Origin of the sequence: Vibrio fortis, from assembly GCF_024347475.1 — a bacterium.
Taxonomy (GTDB): domain Bacteria; phylum Pseudomonadota; class Gammaproteobacteria; order Enterobacterales; family Vibrionaceae; genus Vibrio; species Vibrio fortis.
Genome location: NZ_AP025488.1, coordinates 1,446,901 through 1,460,092, shown reverse-complemented (window position 1 = coordinate 1,460,092; position 13,192 = coordinate 1,446,901). Strand labels below are relative to the sequence as shown.

The following is a 13,192-nucleotide window of genomic DNA, read 5'->3' as shown; positions in this document are numbered from 1 at the left end:
ACTGACGTTGCATAGATTATGTTGCATAAGAAAGCTAGGAAATGAACTGGGTTTGCGCAAGGTGCATAAAAATGCACTTTTGACCAAATGAATAGTTATACTTGGCATTTATTTGTCTGGTTTATGATTTCTAGTGTTGGTAACACTAAGGCAAATAAGGAATAATATATGGCATTGTGTTCTTTAGGTTATGCTGCATTGTTCGCAGAGACTCGCTTTGGCTTCAAAATAAAAAATAACCATTGTTTTAATATGTGATCTATTTCACTGCACACATATGGTTCCGTCTTGTCAATTATTGTGACTTTGCTCGATAAAAAAGCGGGCTCACCTATGGCAAGCCCGCTTTCAAACTAATATATAAAGTTTGGTGTTTTATAAATTGAAGAACTACATTGCCGCTTCAAAAATCGCAGAAATTTCTTCGTGAGTCGCTTGTTTCGGGTTAGTGAAACCACAAGCGTCTTTCAGTGCGTTGTCAGACAGAGTAGGGATGTCTTCTAGTTTTGCACCTAGTTGAGCGATACCAGCTGGGATACCCACATCAGCAGCTAGAGCCACGATAGAAGCGATAGCTGCTTCTGCACCTTGCTCTGCTGTCATCTCTTCAACATTTACACCCATTGCTTTCGCCACATCACGGAGACGCTCAGGACATACTTGAGCATTGTAACGTTGTACGTGTGGAAGAAGAATCGCGTTACATACACCGTGTGGAAGGTCGTAGAAACCACCTAGCTGGTGCGCCATAGCGTGCACGTAGCCTAGAGATGCGTTGTTGAACGCCATACCAGCCATGAACTGTGCGTAAGCCATTTGTTCACGAGCTTCAATGTCGTCGCCATTGCTTACTGCAGTGCGTAGGTGTGCTTGGATAAGCTCAATTGCTTTGATTGCTACTGCATCAGTAATCGGCGTTGCCGCGATAGATACGTAAGCTTCGATTGCGTGAGTCAGTGCATCCATACCTGTCGCTGCAGTTAGTGATGCAGGCTTAGCAAGCATTAGCTCAGGATCGTTCACAGAGATAAGTGGCGTAGTGTGCTTATCTACGATTGCCATTTTAATGTGACGAGCTTCGTCAGTGATGATACAGAAACGAGTCATCTCAGAAGCCGTACCCGCAGTCGTGTTGATAGCGATCAGTGGCATCATTGGTTTTTCAGACTGGTCTACGCCTTCGTAGTCGCCAATCTTACCGCCGTTTGCAGCAACCAGCGCAATACCTTTCGCACAGTCGTGTGGTGAACCACCGCCTAGAGAAACAACGAAGTCACACTCGTTGTTTGTTAGTAGTTCTAGGCCGTCTGTCACGTTAGAGGTTGTTGGGTTTGGTTGAGTGCCGTCGAACACAACGGTGTTAACACCACGCTCTTCTAGTAGGTTTTGTACTTGTTTTACAACACCGATTTGGTTCAAGATTTTATCTGTAACGATCAAACCTTTTTTGAAACCTTGTGATTGAATGCTGTCAGCGGCGTCTTTTAAACAGCCTGTGCCCATGAAGTTAATTGTAGGGATGTAAAATGCACTAGCCATGAGTTGCTCCAGTTAAATTATGATTTTTGCTTGAGCTCTATGTTGGCGATAAAGGTCTGTGGAACAATTGATCTGGGACAATTTTCGCGCCTAACTACCACTTTCTGGTTAGGGATTGTGACGTGCTTCATGAAGCAAACGGTTAGCTCGATTCTAATGATAATTTAAATAATAATAGGTAGCGTGAGCAGTACGCCATCCATATGAGAATAAATAGTGTTGATGAAAAAGATCTACATAAAGTTCTAATTTTATTAACTTTTTGTCTCTTCTATATCGATAGCCTCTTGTTTGGATTCATCACCAGAGACCATTTCTTGCTCTGTTTTTGGTTCGGATTGGTCGCCGACAAAAGCGTCGTAGTTTTTGACAAGAAACGGTGTAAGCATGACAGACGACGGTAAGAAGTGCTTCATAATACCTCCGGTATTGAAATGTGTTTCTTGTATGTTATTAGTTTAATATGTGGCAAAATTTGCGATACATCATAAGTTGATGCGTGATTTATATAAAAGGTCAGAACTTTCTACGAGCTCACAGTTGTGTAGAAAGTGTGCAAAAGACATGAGGCATAGCCTCTCTAGAACGATCGAACCCAAGTAGGATAGGTAATGAAGTACGACTGGATATTTTTTGATGCGGATGAAACGCTGTTTCACTTTGACTCGTTTAAAGGAATGAAGCTGATGTTCTCTCGCTTCGGCGTTGAGTTTAACGAGCAAGACTACGCGGCATACCAACAAGTCAATTTACCGCTTTGGGTTGATTATCAAGATGGCCGTATTACTGCGGATCAATTAAAGCACACCCGCTTTGAGTCCTGGGCGGAAAAGCTAGATACCACAACCGCCGTATTGAATAGCGCTTTCCTAACCGCAATGGCAGACATCTGTACCTTATTGCCGGGCGCAAAAGAGTTGATGGAAGCACTACAAGGTAAGGTAAAAATGGGCATCATCACCAACGGCTTTACCGAGCTGCAATCTATTCGTTTGGAGCGCACAGGGATGACAGATTACTTCGACCATGTGGTGATCTCTGAAGAGGTGGGCGTGGCTAAACCAGACATTGCGATCTTTGATCACACACACCGCATCATTGGCGAACCGGCTAAAGATCGTATGTTGATGGTAGGTGATAACCCGCATTCAGATATTTTGGGCGGCATCGATTTTGGTATCGAAACATGTTGGCTGAATGTTGAAGGTAAACCAAAGCCAAGTGGCATTGAACCTCACTATCAAGTCGCGTCTTTGAGTGAGTTAAAGGCACTGCTTCTCGCTTGATGTTGGCCATAGTTTCCTGTTAACAGCAGTTTCGTGTTAACAGCCGTTGGCTGGACAAAAGACAGTTGATTGAGAAGGTACCTAAAACAGATGTTGGGTACCTTTTTAATTGGCAGTTATTGATCTGAGTGAGAGCACTACATAAAAGGTAGCGGGAAAGCGTCGCTAGGCTCGGGGTTGTTAACGTGTTCGGCATTAACGATGAGAGAGCCATTTCTACCCTTGTCCTTGATGGTGTACAAAGCTTCATCCGCTTTTTGAATCAACTCAAAATCGAGCAACAGGCTCTTAGTGCTGTGGTCAAATATCGCCCCACCAATGGATACGGTGATCCTGTCACTGCACGGAGAAGAGATATGTTCGATGTTATGCTGATGAAGATCTGACATAAAGTCACGAGCCTTCTTCTCAAGTTCAGACTTCATCATGCATTCGGTCAAAATAAGAAACTCATCGCCTCCAAATCGGAATACTTTACAGTGCTCATTAGTAAAGTGGATTCGGAGTAGATTGGCGATCTCCTTTAACACGCCATCCCCTTTTACGTGACCATAACTGTCGTTGTACTGCTTGTAGTAATCCACATCAACGAGCAGCACCGAGATCTTGTTCGCCGCTCGTGCACACTTTTGTAGCTTTTGAATCGAGGAGCCAAGAGAGACGCGATTATAGAGACCTGTTAAAGGGTCTAAGTTCACCAAGCGGTTAAGCTCTTTCTTTTGAGCTTCGAGCTGTTTCTTGTGTTGCTTGTTTTGCAAGTCCACCGCAATGTACGAGCCAAGGTGCTTAATCAAAGACATATGGTAGTCTTGGTAAGCATGCGGCTGGTGGGTCTGTATCGTCAACACACCTAGAGTCTTATGATCGAGCGTTAACGGAATCATGATAACGGACGGGTAGTCCTCTTGCGTCGTACCGACAAACGCGTGTGCGGTTGGGTCTTGATTAACAAGCTTTTGTAGTACCTCAGGAGAAAAACTGCCGTGCATGAACGACAGATTGTTCTTGATGCAATACGTACTTAATGTCGACTCACCACGACAATCGATAGTGAATGGCGGTAGTAGATTACCAAGGTCGATAAACTGCTCGTAATGCAATTTCTCAGTCGCTTCGTCATACAAGCCCAAAGCCAGACAGTCGACAGACATGAGCTTTGAAAGGTCGTTATACAGACGAAATACCATGTCTGTGAGATCGTTGTGTGATCCAAGGTACTCGCCAAACGAAGAGATTAACTCCAAGTTTTTTGCCAACGACTGCGCGTTCTCTAACTGAGGACGTTCAGAATGGAGTTGATACAGTTGCGAGATGGACTCACTGTTACTTTCGCTATGTAGCTTGAGTGCCTTTGCCTGCAAATTGAAGGCTTGTTCTAGGCGTTCATTCTTTAGTGTGGCGTTGTTATTAAACTTCGACTCTTGATGCAAGATAGTGGCGAAAGCCTCCAACATCTTAGCACTACCGAATGCTTCAACGAGAGTCAGCGCTTTTTGAATATGAGTATCGAGGTGAGCAATATGTTGGTTCTCGATAGCACAACGGCAATACTCAAGAAGGGCATCTAATAGATAGAAATCGTCTGACAGCTGTTCTGCACATTGAATCGCGTTACAAAAGTGCTTGAGTGCGTGCTCAGATTCTCCTAGCAGCTCTAAATGGGCGCCAAAGGCGTTGTGATAGAAGAACTCCCCAAGTGGACTTGCGTGTAACGTGAGCGTCTCTCTGTACTGGTCAAACTGTTGGACAGCAATATCGAACCGACCCAGCTTACTATTGGTAAATGCAAGGTTGGTGAGTACAGGTGAGATCACCATCTGCTCAGGTGTCTGAGTACTGGTTTCCCAGGCTAATTCACAGTAGTAGTGGGCTTTATGAAAGTCTTCAGCCTCGAGAAATATATAACCTAAATTCGCGTAGATTCGTGCAAGCAAGTATGGGCTATCAATGTGTTTACATTCCGAAGCCTTGGTTAATTCGACAATGGCTTCAGTGAAGTTGCCTGAGCGAATCATGGCGATACCTAAACCATACTCGATGTAGTATTTGAGGATCAAAGAAGGTGAAGCGTCGGCTTTATTTAGAGCTTGACTAAGATAAACAAGAGCCTGTTTTACTTTACCTTTTCTCAATACACAGAAACCGTCGACAAATAACTTTATAGAACTTGGGATGGTTTTATCTAATCGAACGGCTTCGGCGTCCATCGCTTTTTTGACATGGCCGATAGCCTCTGCGCTTTGAGAAGCGATGACTTCTTTTAGTTGCAGATCTAGGTAATGAGTAAAGCTATCGGTATAGTTCATTAAGGTAACAATGATGAAATAAATATAATTATATTGTACGAAGTGTTGTTTATTTTAGGAAGTCTTATTTTGTTTTTTCTATCATTTGGCCAAGTTTCTGGTTTATGCTCGCCTTTTAGGAATTTGCTTAAGTTGGCTTTGTAAAAAGGTAATCAAGTGTTAAAGACTCATCGTTATAGTTGTTATGGCGTAATGGCCATTCTATTGTGGAGCTGCTTAATCGCACTCTCACGCAGCGTATCTGAACAGTTAGGACCGATTGGAGGGGCAGCCAGTCTCTATACGGTGAGCTCGATCCTACTGGTGTTTACCATGGGTTTACCGAAAATTTCGCGTTTCTCTAAGTCATATCTTCTGATTGGTGGCTCGCTTTTTGTTTGCTATGAGATATTTTTGGCCCTTGCACTTGGTATGGCCAACAGCCGTCATCAAGCGATTGAAATGGCGGTTATCAACTATCTTTGGCCAGCATTAACGGTGCTGTTTGCCGTGTTACTCAGTAAAAAGACAACCAACTTACTGGTTTACCCAAGTATCGTACTGGCGTTCTTCGGCGTGGCATGGAGTATCAGTGGCGATCAAGGTCTTTCGGTACAGCAGATTGCCGCAAACGTGGCGACTAACCCGCTAACTTATTCCATGGCTTTCTTTGGTGCGATCATCTGGGCTGTGTATTGTAATTACACACAGCGTGTGGCGAAAGGTCAGAATGCAATTGTGCTGTTCTTTATTGCGACTGCGGTGACCCTTTGGATTAAATACGCGCTGAGTGATGAACCGGCGATGGTCATGACAACGAGCGCTGCTATCGATCTTGTGTTGGCGGGGGCGGCGATGGGAGCGGGTTATGCGTTGTGGAATACTGCGATATTAGGTGGCAACATGGTGTTTCTTGCAACCATGTCATACTTTACGCCAATCTTCGCAACTCTATTCTCTTCAATGCTGCTCGGCCTTTCACTCACTGTGACCTTCTTACAAGGTGTGTGCATGGTGACGATTGGCTCACTGGCGTGCTGGTGGGTAACAAGAGAAAAGCCGACACAAAAAGCGTCGGCTAAATCAGAAAGTGGTGATATCGAGCAAGCGAACACCTAGTCGCTAATCGGTTACCCTTTAGCTTGCAATACTCAAATTGAGTTTCAGCTCATAAGGCATTTTAGAAAGGCGTCGCTTGAGTAGGCGGCGCGTTTTTTCAATATCATTGACTGCAATGGTTGCTTGATCGTTGGTGTGAATGTCCACGTTAATACGAAGCTCTTGACCCACTTTAGTCACACCTTTCAGTTCTAGATCTTGTTGCGCTTCCTTATCGACTGCGATGACGTTCTCATCAACCTTTTCACAAATCTCTTTGTTTGCCGACATCATTAACAGTTCACGCATTGCTTGTTTCAGCATATCGAATGGGACTTTAATGAAGTAGAACGACATCAGAACCATCATCATAGGGTCAGCATAAACAGCAAACTCAGCGTATGGTGACAAGGTGATGAACCATGCTGCGACGAAACCTGCAGTCACCGCCACACTCAACAATGTATCCATCTGCCACTGCTTCGATTCAGCTTCAATCAGACCAGAAGAGAATGACTTACTCTTATTGGCGATGTACCACCAAGCGTAACCACAACCTAGTACGTTCAGAGCACCAAAGATGGTTGCGATAGAGGCGTCAACCTCTCGACCACCAGTCATCAATGCACCCACTGCTGAATATAATGAGTAACCGACAACGATAAGAATAACCGTGGCTTTAAATGCAATAACGATAGGCTCGATGATTGCTCGACCAAAAGGGAAGTTAGAATCTGACGGGCGATTAATGTACTTCGATGCCGCTAGTGACAATAAAGTTAACAGTAAACTGATCAGCGAATAAACACCGTCGAATACGATGACGAGGGAACCAACAATTAAGCCTAGTGCCAAGCCACCTAATGCAAAGCCAGATGCAAGAAGGGCTGAGAACATTAATACTCGATTTTCGTTTTGGTTTGTCCTGTCACACATAATGATATCCTAGTGTCTTCGATACCTTCATTGTTCTAATACTGAGCAAGTTTTACAAACTAAATCTGTCTTGGTGTAAAGGTAAAATTGTAGGATTTATTAATTGTTTAATTAAATCATTGAGTTAGTTGTTATTTTACCTGTCATTTTTTTTGACACTGACTGATAACGATGAGGAAAACTTGAGAGAAGTGCGTCTGAAATAACAAATACGCTCAGTAGTTAGAGTCGTAATACTGTTAAATTGGATGAGCATTAATACGGAGTAATGCTCATCGAAATTAGAGAGGGGATGAGTGAACTCTAGAGAAGCGAGATAAAAATTTATATCTAAAAATCAAATAGATAATCACTGATCTTGTCCGCCAACCAGTTCATTCCCGGGTGTTCCGCCATACCAGCAGCCGTAAACATACAGTAATCTTCTTGGGTCAAGCCGTAGGTGTGTTTGATAACTGATAGTTTCTGTTCGCGGAGTAGATGACGAATTAAGGGCTCTGGCATTACACCCCAGGCGTCTTCACGCATGATGGTATCGAGCATGTAGTCGAAGCTCGAAAAGCCAATATAGCGGCGCGAGAATGGGTCGAGAACAGGATTATCTTTCTCGTTAAGATAAACCATGGTCGCTTGCATGGAATTACGTAAAACTTCATCTGACACTCGACGCATTTCGCTTAGAGCATGCCCTTTTTGGCACACAGACATCATGCGGATTTTACCAAGTGGGTTGTAGAGGATTCTTGGGTCATCGACACGCTCGTAATCAACCCCAAAGGCGAAGTCGACTTGCTGAGTTTCCACAAGGTTGGCTAAATCACCACTGGAAGCCAGCACAATGTTGAATGAGGTGGAAGGGTAGCGGTTGTTCAGTTTATGCGATAGATCTTGCCACATTTCATCGGGCAGCGAGTCGTCGCGTGCTATCCAAATTTCGGCGTTAAACTCACCAGAAACATGTAGACAGGTTTGTTTGATACGAGCTGCCGTCACCAACATGCCTTCGCAATCCTTGTAGATCGCTTTTCCCGCTTCCGACAATTCAACGTGATTACCACTACGAATAAACAGTTCGACATCCAGTTCTTTCTCAAGAGCTTTGATCGACATACTGAGCTTAGTTCGGTTGCATTCGAGCTGGCGCGCAGCTTCTGAGACCGAACCGAGGTCTGCAACGGAACAAAAAGCTTGGATTTGAGACAAGTTCATAGATTTTCCAGAATGAGCGAGAATCGTAAGGTTTATATGTGAATATTGTGCTGATTCTCTTAGAAATAGTCCATCATTGCATGATAACTCTATGACGAATGGATTAATTTAGTTTAATCTGAGAGGGTTCCGAACGTACAAGAAGTAAAGATGGAGGCCATGATGGCGAAACAATGGGACGAGTACGCAAAAGACTGGGATAAAGAACCCGCAACGGCTGAATTCGCAAAAGCCGTATTTGACCAGTTAAGCCAGCTCGTTGATCTAGACGGAACCCGTGTCCTTGATTTTGGTTGTGGCACAGGTCTGCTTAGCCAAAAAGTGTCCCCTTTTGCAAAAGAGATAATTGCTTTAGATTTCTCTGAAGCCATGATTGAAGAACTCGACAAAAAAGAGCTACCCAATGTAGAGCCCGTTGTTGATATTCTTTCTCGTGGCTTAGCAGCTCAACACCCTGCATTTCGAAAGCAATTTGATGTCGTAGTCGCGTCTTCTGTGTGTGGCTTTATTCCGAATCTACAAGATACGGTGAGTTTGATTTACACGCTTTTAGAAGAAGAAGGGCTGTTTGTTCACTGGGATTGGTGTGTAGAGAGCAACGAAGAAACGTCCGGCTTAACACTGAGTCGCTCAGAGAATGTGTTAACTGCAGCAGGTTTCTCAAACGTAGAAGTGTCAGTACCATTCTCGATTGATACTCCTCAGGGTGAACTGAAAGTATTAATGGGCGTCGGTCGTAAGCAGTCTTACCACCCGTACTAAGTTACGCTAACGTATTGATATTCAATAGATAGAATAAACCCACACTGTTTTGCAGTGTGGGTTTTCTTTTGGCTACAACATGATGATTGTTATTTCCATAATGGAAATGTTTAATTGATTATATTTCAATAGTGGAAAAGTAATAACTCTTTTAGAATAAGACCATATAAATACAAAGGGTTTTATCATGAGCCAACAAACAACGTCATCACCAATGCCTGAACTTCAGCAACGTTTCCATAATATTATTTCGGATGCAAACTTATCACCTAAGCAGAAGTCGAGCTATTTAGCGCTAGAAGCAGAAGCAAGCCTACCGTATATGCCAATCAGCCAAGTCGCTGAACAAGCACTTAAAGACGGGGTCCTGTGTGACATGTTTGAAGGCCATGCGCCGTTTAAGCCGCGCTACGTCTTGCCAGATTATTCTAAATACTTACATCAAGGCTCAGAGTATTTAGAGCTCAGCGCGGCGACTAATCTTGATGAAGCGCTCAACATGTTGACGATCATCTATCACCATGTGCCATCAGTGACCTCTATCCCTGTATACCTTGGTCAACTAGACGATGTATTGATGCCATTTGTTGGCGATTTAACAGACGAACAAATCTATCAAAAATTAAAACTGTTCTGGATTATGCTGGATCGCACGCTTCCAGATGCGTTCATGCATGTAAATATCGGCCCTGCAGATAACATCATTTGTCGCACTATCTTGCGAGTAGACGCTGAACTTAAGCAAATCGCTCCGAATTTGACCTTTATGTACGACCCAGTTGTGACTCCAGACGACCTATTGCGTCAGGCCGCGAGTAACATCTGTGAGTGCAGTAAGCCTCATATCGCAAACTATCCAGCACACGCCAGTGCATACGGTGACAAGCGTTTTGGTATTGTAAGCTGCTATAACTCTCTGCCGCTTGCTGGTGGTTCAAACACCTTAGTACGTATGAACTTAAAAGAGGTGGCGTTGAAGTCTAAAGACAGCTCTGATTTTCTGCAGCAAGTGCTACCAACATACGCGAGCATAATGGTTGAACTGATGGATGCGCGTAGTCGTTTTCTTCATGAAGAGTCGAATTTCTTCGAAGGCTTCTTGACGAAAGAGGGCTTGATTGAAGAAGCACGCTTTGCGCCTATGTTTGGTATCTATGGCATGGCAGAAGCCGTCAATATCCTGATGGAGAAAGAGGGTGCTGAAGCTAAGTACGGACACGATGAAGCAGCCAACACACTCGGTCACACCATCTCTGAAAAGCTCGCAGAGATCGTTGAATCCTCACCAGTTCAATATGGATTAAATGGCAAAGCACTGCTGCACGCACAAGGCGGTATTAGTCTTGATAAAGATGTAACCCCAGGTGTTCGTATTCCTTACGGAACTGAGCCGGATCCGGTCTCTTACGTACGAGCAACCGCAGGTCATCATAAGTTCTATACATCGGGTATTAGCGATATTTTAACGATTGATGAAACAGTAAAATCGAACCCAGAAGCTATGTTCAACCTATGTAAAGGTGCGATTCAAGCCGGTTATCGCGAGTTTACTGCTAACGTGGCATCCAACGACTTGGTTCGTGTAACGGGTTACATGATTAAGCTGTCTGACATTGCGAAATATGACGATGAGGGTTCTCGCACTAATACCACTTTCTTGGGCGCAGAAGCGGCAAAAAATACCGGTATTTTGGAGCGTAAACCACGCGTGGCAAGCCTAGAAATGTCGCCAACCTACGAATAATAAGTTTTCTGATCTAATGACTCAAATGGCTAGGGTTAATAAAAATATAAAGGCAGAAAAACAAGCGAAGGTCAGCCGTGTGCTGACCTTCTCTTGTGTTGATGGGCCAGGAAATCGCTTGGTTCTGTTTCTACAGGGTTGCAACTTTGACTGCATTACCTGTCACAACCCTCACACGATTAATCACTGCAACCATTGTGGTGATTGTGTTCCTGAATGCCCAAGTGAGGCGTTAACAAAAAATAGCGACTCTGGATTGGTGACTTGGCACCCTGAAAAGTGCACCCATTGTGATAAGTGTATTGATGTGTGTAGTCATAAGTCGAGTCCGAAGATATCACTGATGACAGTGTCTGATGTTCTTGAAATCGCGAGAGATAATCAGTTCTTCTTGAGTGGAATCACCATCTCAGGCGGTGAAGCGACAATGCAGCTGCCGTTTATTATCGAACTTTTCAAAGCGATCAAGGCAGACCCAGAGCTGTGCTACTTAACCTGTTTCATTGATAGCAATGGATCACTTTCTCAAGAAGGTTGGAACAAAGTGCTACCATACCTTGATGGTGCAATGATCGATCTTAAGTCATGGCAAAATGAAACCCACCAGTGGTTAGTTGGCCGCGAGAATCATCGCGTGCTCTCTTCAATTAGCTTCTTAGCGGAACACCAAAAGCTGCATGAAGTTCGCTTACTGCATATCCCTGGCAAAAGCGATTTAGATACAGAAGTCGAACAGGTAGGGCGTTACCTTAACTCATTGCCAGAAAGCGTTGCGATTCGTCTTAATGCGTTTCAGCATCATGGTGTGATAGGGGAAGCCTTGGAGTGGTCAAAATGCACTAAGCAGCAAATGAATGAGTTTCATGACCAGTTATTTGCTTATGTCCAGCGACCAATGCTGACGCCGCAAGTCTATACCTAAACTCACTTGATTCAGTACCCTAACAACCTGGTTTCTCTTTAAGTGGGTGGACAACAAAGTTCGAAACTCACTTTTGCTCCATTGTGGGATAGATCTTTTACTCATTCACATCCTGTTATGGGTTTTTGCCCTACTAGAAGTTATCCATTCTTCTAATGCTGTTCGTCGTTAAACCGCGTGTAGTATAACGGGGGTAAATTCAACACAAATCAACTCATTCAGGACTATGGTTGCTATTTAAGAATAGTGATGCTATTTGATGTTATGCTGTAGAATACCGCAACGTAGTTTCTATTTTTATTTTAGAATCTCAGTAAGTTAAGTCATGGAACTAAATTTATGAATAAGCAGGATTTTGAAGATCTAGTAGGTATAAGGATTACCGAAGCAAAGCTTTTGCTTGACAACCAATGTCCCCAAGGCGCGTATTACCTTTCTGGCTACGCGTTGGAGTCAGCCCTCAAGGCTTCAATTTGTCAGCAAGTTAGAGAAAATGATTTTCCAGATAAAAAATTAGCACTTGCGTGCCATACTCATAACCTAAAAGAACTAATTGGTGTTGCTGGTTTAAAACAAAAGTTAACAGAGCAAGAAAACGCTGACGAAGAATTTAAGTTGAATTGGGCAGTTGCTAAAGACTGGTCTGAAACAACAAGGTATGAGACGGATATAGATCAAATTAAGGCAAATGATCTTTATGAGGCAATTACAAACGAAGAATCAGGTGTATTGAAATGGTTAAAGAATTACTGGTAAATGAAACTCTTTCTGAAGCCATGATCAATTCTGGTGCTCAGTTAGTAGAAAGCATGGATAAAAATCGCGCTGATGTTAAATGTGCATTTTGGTTCTACATGTCAGAAGAGAATGTTTGGAAGCTCATTTTTGTATCTAACAAAGTTGCTTCTGAAGGCCCTCGTAAGTATTACAAACGAATAATCGATGCGAACAAGTCCCTACCTCAAACTGCACTTAAGGTATCGATTAGTGACATCGGTGTTTCAACAGCAGAACAGCCAATAGTTCAACTACTGTCTACTATGATAAGAACTGATAATTCAATTAACGGTATAAGGTTTTCTAAAAACACTATCAATGGTCATTTCATTGATGATGTGTATATCTATCGTATGCAATAACCTTTATTCTAGTAAAAACAAGGCTCCTTTGGGAGCCTTTTACACTCTGGCGGTATTAGATTTCCCTCATCCTAACCTGTGATAGTTCTCACAGGTTTGAAACAGAGTTCAGTAACCTCTTCCTTGGTCATTTGGCACTATAACTCTCGAAAAATGGAATTCTTACTCATTTCGCGACACTGCAATGATAAAACCTCTAAATATAAGAGATTATGTTTAGTTTTATAAAATACGCACCATTAAACACAATCAGACAAAGTGCGCACTGTGCG

The 13,192-nt window shown here is 43.2% G+C and carries 12 protein-coding genes and 1 pseudogene; 7 read left to right on the top strand and 6 right to left on the bottom strand.

Annotated features, from left to right (window positions below):
* Positions 1–390: 390 nt before the first annotated feature.
* Both yiaY and OCV50_RS20925 read right to left on the bottom strand, forming a co-directional pair.
* Entirely contained in the window at positions 391–1,539 is a 1,149-nt protein-coding gene (gene yiaY, locus OCV50_RS20930) for an L-threonine dehydrogenase (protein WP_261904528.1), read from the bottom strand.
* A gap of 254 nt (positions 1,540–1,793) precedes the next feature.
* The gene (locus OCV50_RS20925) at positions 1,794–1,955 is read right to left on the bottom strand and encodes a hypothetical protein (protein WP_239840258.1); all 162 of its coding nucleotides are present in this window, start codon (positions 1,953–1,955) and stop codon (positions 1,794–1,796) included.
* 195 nt (positions 1,956–2,150) lie between these two features.
* Between OCV50_RS20925 and yjjG the strand changes: the two genes are divergently transcribed.
* Positions 2,151–2,825, top strand: a complete 675-nt coding sequence (yjjG, locus tag OCV50_RS20920; protein WP_261904527.1) for a pyrimidine 5'-nucleotidase — start codon at positions 2,151–2,153, stop codon at positions 2,823–2,825.
* Between the two features lie 137 nt (positions 2,826–2,962).
* On the opposite strand, the gene OCV50_RS20915 is transcribed toward yjjG, so the two are convergent.
* Entirely contained in the window at positions 2,963–5,131 is a 2,169-nt protein-coding gene (locus tag OCV50_RS20915; protein ID WP_261904526.1) for a diguanylate cyclase, read from the bottom strand.
* A 156-nt stretch (positions 5,132–5,287) separates the two neighbouring features.
* On the opposite strand from OCV50_RS20915, the gene yddG reads away from it, so the two are divergent.
* Positions 5,288–6,229, top strand: a complete 942-nt coding sequence (gene yddG / locus OCV50_RS20910) for an aromatic amino acid DMT transporter YddG (RefSeq protein WP_261904525.1) — start codon at positions 5,288–5,290, stop codon at positions 6,227–6,229.
* Between the two features lie 18 nt (positions 6,230–6,247).
* Here the strand turns inward: yddG and OCV50_RS20905 are convergent, their stop codons facing one another.
* Positions 6,248–7,144 carry a cation diffusion facilitator family transporter gene (locus OCV50_RS20905; protein ID WP_261904524.1) on the bottom strand — a complete coding sequence of 299 codons (897 nt, stop codon included), beginning with the start codon at positions 7,142–7,144 and terminating at the stop codon, positions 6,248–6,250.
* 330 nt (positions 7,145–7,474) lie between these two features.
* Positions 7,475–8,353 (bottom strand): LysR family transcriptional regulator, encoded by an 879-nt coding sequence (locus OCV50_RS20900; protein WP_239840253.1) that lies wholly within the window; start codon positions 8,351–8,353, stop codon positions 7,475–7,477.
* A gap of 162 nt (positions 8,354–8,515) precedes the next feature.
* On the opposite strand from OCV50_RS20900, the gene OCV50_RS20895 reads away from it, so the two are divergent.
* The 5 genes from OCV50_RS20895 (at position 8,516) to OCV50_RS20875 (ending at position 12,920) form a co-directional block, all read left to right on the top strand.
* Positions 8,516–9,115, top strand: a complete 600-nt coding sequence (locus tag OCV50_RS20895) for a class I SAM-dependent DNA methyltransferase (protein WP_261904523.1) — start codon at positions 8,516–8,518, stop codon at positions 9,113–9,115.
* A 187-nt stretch (positions 9,116–9,302) separates the two neighbouring features.
* A complete protein-coding gene (locus tag OCV50_RS20890; protein ID WP_261904522.1) occupies positions 9,303–10,859 on the top strand; it encodes a YjjI family glycine radical enzyme in 1,557 nt (518 codons plus the stop codon).
* 16 nt (positions 10,860–10,875) lie between these two features.
* Positions 10,876–11,781, top strand: coding sequence for a YjjW family glycine radical enzyme activase (locus tag OCV50_RS20885; RefSeq protein WP_261904521.1), 906 nt, complete (start codon positions 10,876–10,878; stop codon positions 11,779–11,781).
* Between the two features lie 339 nt (positions 11,782–12,120).
* On the top strand, positions 12,121–12,537 hold the full coding sequence (locus tag OCV50_RS20880) for a hypothetical protein (protein ID WP_261904520.1): 417 nt from the start codon (positions 12,121–12,123) through the stop codon (positions 12,535–12,537).
* On the top strand, positions 12,516–12,920 hold the full coding sequence (locus tag OCV50_RS20875; RefSeq protein WP_261904519.1) for a hypothetical protein: 405 nt from the start codon (positions 12,516–12,518) through the stop codon (positions 12,918–12,920). The genes OCV50_RS20880 and OCV50_RS20875 overlap by 22 nt, the downstream gene beginning before the upstream one ends.
* A 74-nt stretch (positions 12,921–12,994) precedes the next feature.
* Here the strand turns inward: OCV50_RS20875 and OCV50_RS20870 are convergent.
* Positions 12,995–13,105: pseudogene (locus tag OCV50_RS20870) on the bottom strand (regulator); the annotation flags it as partial.
* Positions 13,106–13,192: the final 87 nt, after the last annotated feature.

Bases quoted from the DNA above. Each gene is read 5' to 3' on its own strand.
- yiaY (WP_261904528.1), bottom strand. From the start codon at position 1,539: ATGGCTAGTGCATTTTACATCCCTACAATTAACTTCATGGGCACAGGC.
- OCV50_RS20925 (WP_239840258.1), bottom strand. From the start codon at position 1,955: ATGAAGCACTTCTTACCGTCGTCTGTCATGCTTACACCGTTTCTTGTC.
- yjjG (WP_261904527.1), top strand. From the start codon at position 2,151: ATGAAGTACGACTGGATATTTTTTGATGCGGATGAAACGCTGTTTCAC.
- OCV50_RS20915 (WP_261904526.1), bottom strand. From the start codon at position 5,131: ATGAACTATACCGATAGCTTTACTCATTACCTAGATCTGCAACTAAAA.
- OCV50_RS20905 (WP_261904524.1), bottom strand. From the start codon at position 7,144: ATGTGTGACAGGACAAACCAAAACGAAAATCGAGTATTAATGTTCTCA.
- OCV50_RS20900 (WP_239840253.1), bottom strand. From the start codon at position 8,353: ATGAACTTGTCTCAAATCCAAGCTTTTTGTTCCGTTGCAGACCTCGGT.
- OCV50_RS20895 (WP_261904523.1), top strand. From the start codon at position 8,516: ATGGCGAAACAATGGGACGAGTACGCAAAAGACTGGGATAAAGAACCC.
- OCV50_RS20890 (WP_261904522.1), top strand. From the start codon at position 9,303: ATGAGCCAACAAACAACGTCATCACCAATGCCTGAACTTCAGCAACGT.
- OCV50_RS20885 (WP_261904521.1), top strand. From the start codon at position 10,876: ATGACTCAAATGGCTAGGGTTAATAAAAATATAAAGGCAGAAAAACAA.
- OCV50_RS20880 (WP_261904520.1), top strand. From the start codon at position 12,121: ATGAATAAGCAGGATTTTGAAGATCTAGTAGGTATAAGGATTACCGAA.
- OCV50_RS20875 (WP_261904519.1), top strand. From the start codon at position 12,516: ATGGTTAAAGAATTACTGGTAAATGAAACTCTTTCTGAAGCCATGATC.